The sequence below is a fragment of the Chitinophaga sp. SYP-B3965 genome, from assembly GCF_009647655.1.
Classification (GTDB): Bacteria; Bacteroidota; Bacteroidia; order Chitinophagales; family Chitinophagaceae; genus Chitinophaga.
Genome location: NZ_WJFD01000002.1, coordinates 284,235 through 298,072 on the forward strand (window position 1 = coordinate 284,235; position 13,838 = coordinate 298,072).

A 13,838-nucleotide genomic window follows, 5' to 3' on the forward strand; every position below is an offset into this window, starting at 1 on the left:
AGTTTTCAGGATTTTTCAGGATAAAAGTATCAAGGAATGGTGAAGCACTTTTTGGCAGGATTACTACTGTGTGGCTGCATGGTACAACTAAGCAAAGCACAATTGCCCCCCAAACGGGAGATGCGGGCCGTATGGATAGCCACGATAGAAAATATCGACTGGCCATCACGTAAAGGTCTTTCTTCCGAAGAGCAGCAACAGGAATTCATTCGCCTGCTGGATCAGCACCAAAGGAATGGCATGAACACCATCGTTTTCCAGGTGCGCCCGGTAAGTGATGCCTTTTATGCTTCCCCTTTTGAACCCTGGAGTGAATATCTTACCGGCGTGCAGGGCAAACCTCCCTATCCTTATTATGATCCGCTGGAATTCATGGTAACGGAAACGCACAAACGGGGGATGGAATTCCACGCATGGTTCAACCCCTACCGCGCTGTAGCCAATATCCGCAGCAGCAGTATTGCCCCCAATCACATTACCCGCCTCAAACCACAGTGGTTTGTAACTTATGGCGACAAGAAATATTTTGATCCCGGGATCCCTGAAGTACGCAGTTATGTAACTGAAGTGATCCGCGATGTAGTGAAACGCTATGACATTGATGCTGTGCATTTCGACGATTACTTTTACCCTTACCGCATTGCCAACAGGGATTTTCCGGATAGAAGCTCCTACCGCATGTATGGTAAGAACCTTGGCCTGGACGATTGGCGCCGCTCCAATGTGGATACTATTATACAAATGCTCAATACTGCCATCAAAGCAGAAAAGCCCTGGGTAAAATTCGGGATCAGTCCGTTTGGTGTTTGGCGCAGCAATGATAAAGATCCGGATGGAACCCCCACCCGTGGAAGCCTCACCAACTATGACGATCTCTATGCAGATGTTATAAAATGGCAGCGGCTGGGTTGGATAGATTACCTGGCGCCACAGCTGTATTGGGAATTTGGTCACCGCCTTGTTCCATTTGGCCTGCTGGTAAACTGGTGGGGTAATCATGCATATGGCAGACATATATATATAGGACATGCTCCTTATCGCATTGGCAGTAATGCCAGCTGGAAAGATCCTGGGGAAATTCCCCGGCAGATACAAGCTACCCGTGCCCTCAGCACTATACAAGGCAGCATTTATTACAGCGCTAAATGTTTCGCGGACAATGCTTTAGGTTTTGTGGATTCCCTCCGGAACCACTTCTACCGTTACCCTGCCCTGCGGCCCACCATGCCCTGGCTGGATAACAAACCACCGGAACCTCCTTATTTCACGGATGCCTTCGAAAAGCCCGAGGGGCTTGAGATCCGCTGGGCGGATGACGATACTTCCAACCAAACAAAACAGTTCGTGGTATACCGCTTTGAAGACAAGGATGTGATCAACGTAAACGACCCTACGAAGATCCTCAGCATCGTGATGCAAATGCCGGATCCCGTTTTCATCGACCGTAATTATATTAAAGGACGGAAATATATTTATATAGTTACCGCTCTGGATCGTATGCAAAATGAAAGTATGATCAGCGATCCGTTAAGAGTAGAAATGGTGAACGGAAAGGCAAAATTTGAATTCGAGCCCTGATCTACATTGTTTTACACAACTTATTACCAGGCCGGGACAATCTCCCGGCTTTTTTTGTCCGGAATGGGTTCCGGAGGCTGTTCATTTTTTAATATTATCAAATGAACCAACGTCCTTTTTTAATCTTTTCTAAATTTTGGGCCGTTAATAGAACTTTCTATAAAAAATACCGCGTTCCTTTAGTATCTTTAAACCGTTCCCAAAGCAATTACGGTACCAAGGCCCGAAGGTTAACCCCTTCCGGGAGGAGTGTATCTGGTATCTGATATAAAAAGGAAAAAATCTAACGCTAATGAGTAATGTGAGCCAAGAGCTGGGTTTGTATCGGTCGGAATTTGAACATGACGCATGCGGTACGGGCTTTACCGCCCATATTAAAGGAAGAAAGTCTCATTCGATCATCCGTGATGCATTAACCATGCTGGAGTGTATGGAACATCGTGGCGCCAGTGGCTGCGAACGTACAACTGGCGACGGTGCCGGCATTCTTATCCAGATGCCGCATGAGTTTTTATATGACGAATGTCTGAAACTGGGCATCCGCCTTCCTGAAACCGGTAAATACGGTGTGGGGATGGTTTTCTTTCCAAAAGAACAACGCTGGCGTGATGAGTGCCGCGAAATTATACAACGCTGCGCTGATAAATTAGGATTGAATCTTCTCGGTTATCGTCTTGTTCCCGTTCGCCCCGATGGCATCGGAGAAACCGCGCTTTCTGTAGAACCACAAATAGAACAACTGTTCATTACCTGTGGTACTGACGTAGCAGATCAGGATGCATTTGAACGTAAGCTCTTCGTTCTTCGTAATTATATTACCAAAACGGTTCGTAACTCTATTCCGAAAGATAAAGCAGAGATCTATTTCGCTTCTTTCTCTTCCCGGACCATTGTATATAAAGGTCAGCTCACCACCTACCAGGTAGGTCATTATTATACAGACCTCCGCGATGAGCGGATGGTTTCTGCATTTAGCCTGATCCACAGCCGTTTTGCTACCAATACTTTCCCCAGCTGGAAACTGGCACACCCTTTCCGTTTCATTGCACACAATGGTGAGATCAATACCCTGAAAGGTAACCTCAACTGGTTGCGCTCCGGTGAAAATAGTTTCGCTACCAAATACTTCACGCCGGAAGAGATGGAAATGCTCTCCCCGATCGTGGATGAAGGCCAGTCTGACTCTGCCTGCCTGGATAACGTGATAGAACTGCTGAACCTTACCGGCCGCTCTTTACCACACGTGATGATGATGCTCATCCCCGAAGCATGGGATGGTAATAATGATATGGACCCGGTGAAGAAAGCATTTTATGAATATCATGCTTCACTGATGGAACCATGGGACGGCCCGGCTTCTATTTCTTTCACAGATGGAAAGATCATTGGCGCAACCTTAGACCGTAACGGTCTTCGCCCTTCCCGTTTTGTGGTAACGAAAGATGACCGTGTGATCATGGCTTCTGAAGCTGGTGTTCTTCCTATCGATCCTAAAAATGTAAAAGAAAAAGGCCGCCTGCAACCTGGTAAAATGTTTGTGGTGGATATGGAACAGGGCCGCATCATTGGTGATGAGGAACTGAAACAATCCATCTGCTCTCAGCAACCTTATGCAGAATGGCTGAATAAATACAAGATCCGTATTGACGAACTGCCTGAACCACGTGTAACATTCACGCACCTGGAAAAAGAGCAGATCTTCAAATACCAGAGAGCATTCGGATATTCTACAGAAGACCTGGAATCTATCATTGCGCCCATGGCCATTGATGGTAAAGAACCTATCGGCTCCATGGGAACGGATGTGCCTTTAGCTGTACTGAGTGATCAGCCGCAACACCTCACCAGTTATTTAAAACAACTCTTTGCTCAGGTAACCAATCCCCCGATCGATCCTATCCGGGAAAGACTGGTAATGTCCCTCGCAACTTTCCTTGGCAACAACGGAAACCTGCTGGACGAAGATCCTTTGCATTGCCATAGTGTTGCGTTGCCGCACCCAATCCTGAATAATTATGATCTGGAAAAGATCCGCAGTATTGATACCGGTATCTTCCAGGCTAAAACATTACATACTTACTTTAAAGCAGATGGCAAACCAGGTTCCCTGGAAAAAGGGCTTGCCCGTTTATGCCGTTATGCAGTAGATGCGGTGGATGATGGTTTTGAAGTGATCATTCTTTCAGACCGGGCCATTGATTCTGAACATGCGGCCATTCCTTCGCTGCTCGCACTTTCAGCTGTTCACCATCATCTTATCCGTAAAGGATATCGTGGTCAGGTGGGGCTGGTTGTAGAAGCCGGCGATGTTTGGGAAGTACACCACTTCGCCTGCCTGCTTGGATTTGGCGCTACTGCTGTCAATCCATACCTCGCATTGAGCACCATCCGGGATATGCGCCTGGCTGGTAAAATGCAGACGGATCTGGATGTAGATAAACTGAAGAAGAACTATATCAAGGCGGTTTGTGAAGGTTTGCTAAAGGTGTTCTCCAAAATGGGCATCTCTACCCTGCAATCTTATCAGGGCGCACAGATCTTCGAAATACTCGGTATCAACAAATCTGTGGTAGATAAATATTTCACCGGCGCCGTTTCCCGTATCCAGGGAATGGGCCTGGATGAAATTGCCAAAGAAACACTGGCAAAACACTGGACCAGCTATGGCCGTAAAGATACACCTGTACAACGCCTTAATTCAGGCGGCGTGTATCAGTGGAAAAGGAAAGGTGAGTTCCACCTCTTCAATCCTACTACCATTCACCTGTTACAGTATTCAACAAGACTGAACGACTACAACGTCTTTAAAAAATATTCTAAGTCGATAAACGATCAGATGGAAAAAGCGGCAACGCTCCGGAGTATGTTTACGTTCAAACGTAACCGTAATCCTGTACCACTGGAAGAAGTAGAACCAGCTGACGTTATCCTGAAACGCTTTGCCACAGGGGCGATGAGCTTTGGCTCTATCAGTCACGAGGCACACTCTACACTTGCTATTGCCATGAACCGCATTGGTGCTAAAAGCAATACCGGTGAAGGTGGTGAAGATGAACTGCGTTACGAGATTGCTGAGAACGGGGATAACATGCGTTCTGCTATTAAGCAGGTAGCGTCTGCCCGTTTTGGTGTAACCAGTTACTATCTGACGAATGCAGATGAACTGCAGATCAAAATGGCGCAAGGTGCTAAACCCGGAGAGGGTGGCCAGTTGCCAGGTCATAAAGTAGATGAATGGATCGCAAAGGTTCGTCACGCTACGCCTGGTGTAGGTTTGATCTCTCCACCGCCGCACCATGATATCTATTCTATTGAAGATCTGGCGCAACTGATCTTTGATCTGAAAAATGCCAACCGTGCAGCAAGGATCAGCGTGAAGCTGGTTTCCAAAGCGGGTGTGGGAACCATCGCAGCGGGTGTGGCAAAAGCACATGCGGATGTGATCCTCGTTTCCGGGCATGATGGCGGAACGGGCGCTTCTCCGATCAGTTCTATCAAACATGCCGGTTTACCCTGGGAACTCGGTCTGGCTGAAACACATCAAACACTTGTTCGTAATAAACTCCGCAGCCGCGTAACCGTTCAAACGGATGGCCAGCTGAAAACCGGAAGGGATATCGCTATCGCTACTTTACTGGGTGCTGAAGAATGGGGCGTTGCCACAGCAGCACTGGTAGTAGAAGGTTGTATCATGATGCGTAAATGTCATCTGAACACCTGCCCTGTTGGAGTAGCCACACAGGATCCTGAACTGCGGAAACGCTTCGAAGGAAATGCACAACACGTGGTGAACTTCTTCCACTTTCTGGTAGCAGAATTGCGGGAGATCATGGCAGAACTTGGGTTCCGTAAAATTGAAGATATGGTGGGCCAGGTAGAAGTATTGAAGGTGCGTGAAAATGTATCCCACTGGAAATACAAGAACCTGGATCTTACGCCGATCTTATATCGCGAACCTGCTTCTGATGAAACCCCTCTTTTCAAAACAGAAGAACAGGATCATGGTTTGGCAGAAGTGCTGGACTGGCAGTTGCTGAAAGCAGCTAAACCCGCGCTGGACAATAAGACCCGCGTGTTTGGAAAATATGCTGTAAGGAATACAGATCGTACCATTGGTACCATCCTGTCCAACGAAATATCGAAAATTTACAAAAGTGCAGGTTTGCCGGAAGATACGATCCACTTCAAATTCTCCGGTTCAGCAGGCCAAAGCTTTGGTGCATTCAATACAAAAGGTGTAACACTGGAACTGGAAGGAGAAGCGAACGATTATTTTGGTAAAGGTCTTTCCGGCGCCAAGTTGATTGTGTATCCTCCTACGGAAGCGGATTTCAAAGCAGAAGAAAATATCATTGCCGGTAACGTGGCATTATATGGTTCCACTTCCGGAGAAGCTTACATCCGTGGTAAAGCCGGCGAAAGGTTCTGTGTAAGGAATTCCGGCGCAACAGTTGTGGTAGAAGGAACAGGAGATCATGGTTGTGAATACATGACTGGTGGCCGTGCTGTGATCCTGGGAGAAACCGGCCGCAACTTTGGAGCAGGTATGAGCGGAGGTCTTGCATTTATTTATGATGTAAAGAATGTATTCGCCAGCCGTTGCAACCTGGATATGATCGATCTGGATCCATTGGGAGAAGAAGATGCAGCACAACTGCATGATCTGATCACCAAACACCATGCCTACACAAACAGTACCGTAGCCAAGTTCATCCTGAAAGACTGGGAGAACCAACTGCGTCACTTCGTGAAAGTATTCCCGAAAGAATACAAGGCAGCGTTGAAACATGCCGAACAAAAAGGTGTGAAAAGCAATGCAAAAAAGTAGGAACCAAATTTTAAAAAGAGATTAAGCAGAGATATGGGTAAACCAACAGGATTTCTGGAATTTACGCGGGAACTTCCCGGAAAGGCTGATCCGAAAGGTCGGGTAAAACACTACAATGAATTTGTGGAGAGATTCCCGGAGCCAAAGTTGAATGAGCAGGCTGCACGTTGCATGAACTGTGGTGTTCCCTTTTGCCATAGCGGATGTCCGCTGGGTAACGTGATCCCGGAGTTTAATGATGCAGTATATAGAAAAGACTGGCAGGAAGCGCTGGATATTTTGTCTTCTACCAATAACTTCCCTGAATTCACCGGCCGTATTTGTCCGGCTCCTTGTGAAAGCGCCTGTGTACTGGGTATTAACCAACCACCGGTAGCCATCGAGGAAATTGAAAAGCACATCATTGAAATAGCATTCGATAAAGGTTTGATGAAAGCCAAAGTGCCACGCGTACGTACAGGTAAAAAAATAGCAGTGATCGGTTCCGGTCCTGCAGGCCTGGCTGCAGCAGCACAACTGAACTATGCCGGTCACAACGTAACCGTGTTTGAAAGAGATGATAAACCAGGCGGGTTGCTCCGTTACGGTATCCCTGATTTCAAACTGGAAAAATGGGTGATAGAACGCAGGGTTGCTTTAATGGAAGAAGAAGGAATTGTGTTTCAATGCAATGCAAACGTAGGCGTGAACGTTAGTGTGAATGATCTGCAACGTGAATACAATGCCATCGTGCTGGCAGGTGGTTCCACCATCCCCCGTGATCTTACCATCCCGGGCCGTGAATTGAAAGGTGTGCATTATGCGATGGACTTCCTGAAGCAGCAGAACAAACGCGTAAGCAACTTACCCGTAGAAGGAGAAGATATTTTTGCCACAGGAAAGAATGTAGTAGTGATAGGTGGTGGTGATACCGGTTCGGATTGTGTAGGAACTTCCAACCGTCATGGTGCAATTGGCATTACACAATTAGAATTATTACCAAAACCTCCCGGAGAGCGGACGTCTTATATGCCATGGCCAACTTATCCCATGGTATTGAAGACCTCTTCTTCTCATGATGAAGGTGCTGCCCGCCAATGGGCCATTGCTACAAAAGCATTTGTTGGTGATGATAAAGGTAACCTGAAAGGCTTGCTGCTGGTAGATCTGCAATGGTCTCTCGGCGAAGATGGCAGACCTGCAAGGTTCACAGAAGTACCTGGTTCAGAAAGAGAAGTTCCTTGTGAACTGGCATTACTGGCCATGGGCTTTATCCAGCCACAACATAAAGGCATGATAGATGACCTGGGTGTGGAAACAGATGATCGTGGAAATGTGAAGGCATCTGAAAAAGCATACGAAACCTCTGTTGCCAAAGTATTCGTTGCCGGTGATATGCGCCGCGGTCAATCTTTGGTAGTATGGGCTATCAGCGAAGGACGTGAATGTGCCAGGAAAGTGGACGAGTTTTTGATGGGTACCTCACAGCTGGAAAGCAAAGATCATTCTTTGATGTTCCTGTCCTTGTAAAAAAGAATTTTTTAAGTTTTCTCATAAGCAGGTTTAGATTTTGTTGTAACCTTCAGCCGGGCCGGATTTTCATCCGGCCTTTTTTTGCGCGTCACAGGCAAAAATCCAGCGAGTGCATAAACATACCCCGCAAAACACATTGCTATCTAATTAACCTAATTCTAAATAAAGGATCAGTACAGGTAAAAACCTGCAACCCGAAATACATGATCTAACCCTGCTATAGGACAACCTCCATAGCAAAGACGAAAAATCCGACAACAAAAAGGGAAGTAAAACAGCGCGAGATAACAGCAACGAATATACCCCTGAAATAAAAACAAACCTCCGTTCAATTTATTCATTCCGCACGAGGGTGTTAACACCCAACTTAACAGTAACTTAACCACCAGTCCAAAAGACACACGCGCCTCGTGCTTTTATTTCTTAAATTTATCTAACTAAAACTGATCCCATATGCGTTGGCAAGGACGTCAAAAAAGCGAAAATGTAGAAGATCGCCGCGGTTCATCCAGAGGCGGGCTCATAGCCGGAGGCGGCATCGGCACTATTGTGATTGCTTTGATCGTCTACTTCCTTGGCGGGGACCCGTCCCAGGTAGTCAATATGCAACAGCAGCAAGCCCCCAGCCAGGGACAGCTCTCCCCGGAACAGGAAGCCGCTGAAAAAGATGCCGCCGAATTCGTACAAGTGGTCCTCAAAGACACAGAAGACGTCTGGAACAAACTCTTTTCGGAAACAAATCAGCAGTACCAGGAGCCAAAACTGGTTATGTTCACAGGCGTAGTGGAATCTGCCTGTGGCAATGCCAGCAGTGCATCCGGCCCATTTTATTGCCCTGCGGACCGGAAAGTATACATCGATCTTTCTTTCTACAACGAACTGAAAGATAAATTAAACGCCCCCGGAGACTTTGCCATGGCTTATGTGATTGCCCATGAAGTTGGCCACCACGTACAAAACCTCCTCGGCATTTCCGAAAAAGTGCAAAGGGCCCGCTCCCAGCTCAGCGAAACAGAATACAATAAACTCTCCGTAAAACTGGAATTACAAGCGGATTTCTTTGCCGGCGTTTGGGCCAACCATGCCCAGAAAATGCAAAACATCCTGGAACCGGGTGACATTGAAGAAGCCCTCAATGCCGCCAACGCCATCGGAGACGATCGCCTCCAAAAACAATCCCGCGGAGTAGTAGTACCGGATGCTTTCACACATGGCACTTCCGCCCAAAGGATGTACTGGTTCAAAAAAGGTTTCGAAACAGGCGACGTTCGCCAGGGTGATACATTTAACAGTAATCAATAGATATCATGAAAAAACAAATAGTCTGGAAAGGACTGTTCCAGCAAATGATGGAGTACTGCAATGTGGAAACAACGGAAACCGATATACGAATAGACGGGACTATCGTCGGTTACGGAGAGGACACGCCTTTTTCTGTTTCGTATGATATTATCACAGACCGCCTCTGGCAGGTAAGCTCTCTGGAAATGGCTGTAGAAAAATCCGGGGAATGTTCCTGGATCTCCCTGCAGCGAGACCCTGATGGCAAATGGACACAAAGCGGTCACATCCGTGAAGAGTGGGCCCATTGCATAGACATCGATATTTCTTTAACGCCGCTCACCAATACACTTCCCATCAAACGGCTCCAGTTAGAGCCACATCAACGTACAGAAATCGACGTCCTCTACATCAACATTTTCAAAGACGAGATCAAACCACTGAAACAATGGTACACAAAACTCAACGATGAGTTATACCTTTTCGAGGGCGTGGTGAAAGATTTCAAAGCAGAAATAAAAGTGGATGATGAAGGTCTTGTTGTAGACTATCCAGAACTCTTCTCCCGCATCCAGTCTTAAAACCGATATTGCTTTTTCAACAGGTAAAGATATTGGGGAGGCATGTGATTGATGAATACATTCTTTCCATCAAACGGAAACTGCCTGTAATATTCCTCATCTGCCATCAGCACAATGGGAGATCCCGCCGTCATGTAATTATTACTATACACATACGCCGGTTGCTGAAACCCCGGCAGTTTTTTCCTGGACATCTTATACACAAAGCCCCCCAGGTATTTCCTGTAACGGCGAACAGAACGATTGGTTGCGCGGGTGAGCTTATTGTACACCATGTTACCATAGAGCCGCACAAAGAATTTCTGCTTTTTTAACGTTCCAGGAATTTCCATAAATGGGTTCACTGGATTAAAGTCTGTTACCCTTTGGAGAGATAAAGGTGTTTCCGGCACCCAGTCTGCACTGTTCACAATCCTGAACCCCCAGCCATCACGGGTGATGTAATCAAAATCATACGCATAAAAAAGATTCCCCGGTTTGGGTCCTGCACTGCAATACGTTTTATACTTTATATCCTTCGGCATGTCCGGTAAATATTCAAGATAAGAGCGCGTTAAAAAAGCAATCGCACCTCCCTGGCTATGCCCCATGATAATAAATTCGCGCGCGCCCTCTTTATACTGCGCTTTAATATGCGCAACAATATCCGGCGCCATAAACCCCAAAGACACCGTCCATCCCACATGCACATAAGCCGCAGCACTATCCGGCGCCAGTTTATAATCAAATCGAGTACTATCCGTTAATTGCAAAGACCCTTTCGCCGGGATCATCGCCGCATAGAAATTGGCCAGCCAGCTTTCTGTTTTTTCTATCGTGCCCCTGATCTTGATCACCACCACCCCATCGCTCCGTTTCCATAAAAACCAGCGATTATAAAAACCCACTTCCGGGGAAATGTAGAGGAGTTTAAAATTGTCAGGGTCCTTTATACTATCTCCCCGCTCAGAGAGGCTCAGCACATCATGGTATTCTTTAGGGTCAAAACCAGGTTTCAGTTGTTGGCCGTGCAGGGGAAAATAAATGCAGGCCAGTAATCCGAAAATTAAACCACGCATGTTTTTTTATTTTTTATAAACATAACAAAAAGGAGGCAGCAAAGTTGATATCCTGTAATTTGCAATACTAACTATACGCACATGTTAACTATCACCAAAGCAACGCCGGATCAGATTCATATCATTCAGGAGATTGCTTACATCACCTGGCCGGAAACTTTTGGAAAGATCCTTTCCGCAGAACAGATCACTTACATGCTGGGCATGATGTACGACGATGCATCGCTACGCAGCCAGATCACAGAACGCGGTCATGTTTTTCTTTTAGCTAATGTAGACGGGGTCTTCGGCGGTTTTGCTTCTTATGAATTGAAATATAAAAATAGTCTGGTCGCAAAATTGCATAAGATCTATATCCGTCCGGATATGCAGGGCAAAAATGTAGGCAAAGTACTCATGACGGAAGTGGCGGGTATTGCAAGGGAAGCCGGGATGCAATATCTTACCCTCAACGTGAACCGCGGAAATAATGCAGTGGGGTTCTATCAACGCTACGGTTTTGAAAAGACCGGTGAAGAAGACATCGATATCGGGAACGGCTATTTTATGAACGACGCTATTATGCAGATGACATTATGATACAACGCAATTACATTTGGCTCATCGCCATCCTGTGTTTCGCCACCACATCCTGTGCCCGCAAAATTACCGAAAGCGGAAAAGCCTCTTACTATGCAGATAAGTTCCAGGGCCGCAAAACCGCCAATGGCGAAACTTTCAAACAGCAAAAGATGACTGCCGCGCATCCCACTTTACCCTTCGGCACCAAAGTAAAAGTCACCAATCTCAATAACGGCCGCAGCGTAAAAGTCAGGGTAAACGACAGAGGCCCCTTTGTTGCCGGACGCATCATCGACCTCTCCAAAAAAGCAGCCCGCAAATTAGGTATGTTGCAAACCGGAGTGGCCACAGTGAAGCTGAAATACAAGAAGAAACGATAGCATTAAATTTAGCTTACGTCTTTCTATTATCGGTTTTTCGTCATATATTCGGGTAATTGATGTGTTGACATATGGATACCTGGTTTACCCTACCTACCGTTTCCAATGAACGCCCTCAGATGAATAACCTGCCCGCGTATCCCGATTTCACCGTAACATTATCCCGTGAAGATTGGAGGCAGGCAGAGTTTATCAACATCCACAAACTTTGCACCGTTGGCGAAGAAGTGGATGAGATCAAAGACATCTGGATCAATCACAGTAAGGAATCCGCAGAAGGAATACGTTTGTTTCATGAACTGCATATCCGTAAGCTGATCGGCCCTGCTGAATTGTTTATCCCTCTCTTTGAACTCAAAGCATTGCTACGTAGTGATTCCCTTGGCAGTATAGCTTTTGATCAGCATCCGGGCTTCGTGAAAAATGGATTTGCACTAACCACCTCCGCCAGCTGTTATTACGGCCTGGAAGAAAATGGCGTGGTAAAGTATTTGTGCATGCACCACAGCCTCCCTCCCGCCGAACGGGAAATTGCCCGCATCATCAAATCCTTCTCCCTCATCTTCGTTAACTGGTACAGCTGTAATATTCAAACGCCCTGAAGTAACCCAATTGTCACTTTTCCAAAAAGCACTTGCATCTGCAGTAGTCCTCTGCTTAATTTGTATATATGATAAAGCAAAGCTACTCTCTGTTAATGCTGGGATTCCTGGCAATCGCAAACCTGTCTCTCGCACAAACTGCGCAAAACGCGCAAACCACCCTCCCCGGTTTCACCGCATACGCCGTTCCTGAAGAAAATGGTGTAGATATTTCCGGAAGGCAAGGCGTCGTAAAGTGGACGGACAGCACGAACACCGTAAATTTTTATTTCCACACATCTCACCCCGGCGCCCTGAAAATGGCCATCCAGGCCAAAAGCGACGCCCCATCAAAAATCAAAGTGAGCTTCAACGGCATCGAAAAAATAATTTCGGTGACTAACGGCACAGACTACACGACCATCCCGGTACTGCAAACAAAACTGAAGGACACCGGCTTTTACACCATCAGCCTGAAGGGCCTTGAAAAACAAGGAACAGTATATGCAGATGTAAAAGGGATCACCCTGGAAGGCCCCGCCACAAAGGATATCCAGTTCAATCCAAAACCCTGGCGCCGTTCTGCATCCGTACATTTAGGTTACACCGTACCGGATGATAAAAACGTAGAATGGTTCTACGGTGAGATCAATGTTCCCGTTGGCCAGGATAAACTGGGCACGTATTTTATGTCCTGCGGATTTCACCGCGGCTACTTTGGCATGCAGGTGAATGGCCCCAAAGAAAGAAGGATTATTTTCTCCGTGTGGGATTCCGGCAAAGAACCGGATAGCCGGGATAAGGTAAAGTATGAAGACCAGGTAACACTGATCGGGAAAGGAGATAGTGTGGTAGCATCTGGTTTTGGCGGAGAAGGAACCGGTGGCCACAGCCATTGGCTCTACAACTGGAAAGCCGGCGAAACTTATCGTTTCCTCATGCACGCAGTACCAACCGGAACCAACACACAATACACCGCGTACTTCTATGTGCCGGAACACAAAGAATGGAAAATGATCGCCAGCTTCCGCGCTCCGAAAGACGGCAAGTACATGGGCCACCTCTATTCTTTCCTGGAAAACTTCAGCTTTGAAAACGGATACCTCCACCGCAAAGGATATTTCGGCAATCATTGGGTAAAAACGGATACCGGCGAATGGATTGAACTCACCAAAGCCCGATTCACCAATGACGCTACCGCCAAAGCAAAAGACCGCCTGGATTTTGGCGGCGGATCAGAAAATGGCATGTTCTACCTCTGGACTGCAGGCTTCATTCCCGCAAACGCCAAACTGGGAGACATTTTCGAACGACCGGCATTGGGAAAACACCCCGAGATCGACTTACCTAAATTCTAATAACGGGCCCGGCTAACACCGGGCTTTTTTATGCCTATTTTGTCAAGCTAAGCAATCATTATGTAAAATATATTTGACATTATGTAAAACATCCCTATCTTTGGTAAAAATACATCCGCT

At 46.6% G+C, this 13,838-nt stretch carries 10 protein-coding genes; 9 read left to right on the forward strand and 1 reads right to left on the reverse strand.

Annotated elements, in window-relative coordinates:
- Nucleotides 1-36 precede the first annotated feature (36 nt).
- The 5 genes from GFS24_RS15200 (at nt 37) to GFS24_RS15220 (ending at nt 9,780) form a co-directional block, all read left to right on the forward strand.
- The gene (locus GFS24_RS15200; RefSeq protein ID WP_153660615.1) at nt 37-1,578 is read left to right on the forward strand and encodes a glycoside hydrolase family 10 protein; all 1,542 of its coding nucleotides are present in this window, start codon (nt 37-39) and stop codon (nt 1,576-1,578) included.
- Between the two features lie 292 nt (nt 1,579-1,870).
- Nucleotides 1,871-6,406, forward strand: coding sequence for a glutamate synthase large subunit (gene gltB, locus GFS24_RS15205; protein ID WP_153660617.1), 4,536 nt, complete (start codon nt 1,871-1,873; stop codon nt 6,404-6,406).
- Between the two features lie 33 nt (nt 6,407-6,439).
- On the forward strand, nt 6,440-7,915 hold the full coding sequence (locus tag GFS24_RS15210) for a glutamate synthase subunit beta (RefSeq protein WP_153660619.1): 1,476 nt from the start codon (nt 6,440-6,442) through the stop codon (nt 7,913-7,915).
- A 456-nt stretch (nt 7,916-8,371) separates the two neighbouring features.
- Nucleotides 8,372-9,220 (forward strand): neutral zinc metallopeptidase, encoded by an 849-nt coding sequence (locus GFS24_RS15215; RefSeq protein WP_153660621.1) that lies wholly within the window; start codon nt 8,372-8,374, stop codon nt 9,218-9,220.
- A gap of 5 nt (nt 9,221-9,225) precedes the next feature.
- Nucleotides 9,226-9,780 (forward strand): putative glycolipid-binding domain-containing protein, encoded by a 555-nt coding sequence (locus tag GFS24_RS15220; protein WP_153660623.1) that lies wholly within the window; start codon nt 9,226-9,228, stop codon nt 9,778-9,780.
- On the opposite strand, the gene GFS24_RS15225 is transcribed toward GFS24_RS15220, so the two are convergent.
- Nucleotides 9,777-10,838 carry a lipase family protein gene (locus GFS24_RS15225; RefSeq protein WP_153660625.1) on the reverse strand — a complete coding sequence of 354 codons (1,062 nt, stop codon included), beginning with the start codon at nt 10,836-10,838 and terminating at the stop codon, nt 9,777-9,779. The two genes, GFS24_RS15220 and GFS24_RS15225, sit on opposite strands and share 4 nt — an antisense overlap.
- A gap of 81 nt (nt 10,839-10,919) precedes the next feature.
- Between GFS24_RS15225 and GFS24_RS15230 the strand changes: the two genes are divergently transcribed.
- The 4 genes from GFS24_RS15230 to GFS24_RS15245 all read left to right on the forward strand — a co-directional run bounded on the left by GFS24_RS15230 (nt 10,920) and on the right by GFS24_RS15245 (nt 13,718).
- The gene (locus tag GFS24_RS15230; protein ID WP_153660627.1) at nt 10,920-11,417 is read left to right on the forward strand and encodes a GNAT family N-acetyltransferase; all 498 of its coding nucleotides are present in this window, start codon (nt 10,920-10,922) and stop codon (nt 11,415-11,417) included.
- Nucleotides 11,414-11,779: a septal ring lytic transglycosylase RlpA family protein gene (locus GFS24_RS15235; protein WP_153660629.1), complete on the forward strand. Its 366-nt coding sequence runs from the start codon at nt 11,414-11,416 to the stop codon at nt 11,777-11,779. The genes GFS24_RS15230 and GFS24_RS15235 overlap by 4 nt, the downstream gene beginning before the upstream one ends.
- 71 nt (nt 11,780-11,850) lie before the next feature.
- A complete protein-coding gene (locus tag GFS24_RS15240) occupies nt 11,851-12,381 on the forward strand; it encodes a hypothetical protein (RefSeq protein WP_153660630.1) in 531 nt (176 codons plus the stop codon).
- Nucleotides 12,382-12,449: 68 nt separating this feature from the next.
- Nucleotides 12,450-13,718: a DUF3472 domain-containing protein gene (locus GFS24_RS15245; protein ID WP_153660632.1), complete on the forward strand. Its 1,269-nt coding sequence runs from the start codon at nt 12,450-12,452 to the stop codon at nt 13,716-13,718.
- Nucleotides 13,719-13,838 lie beyond the last annotated feature (120 nt).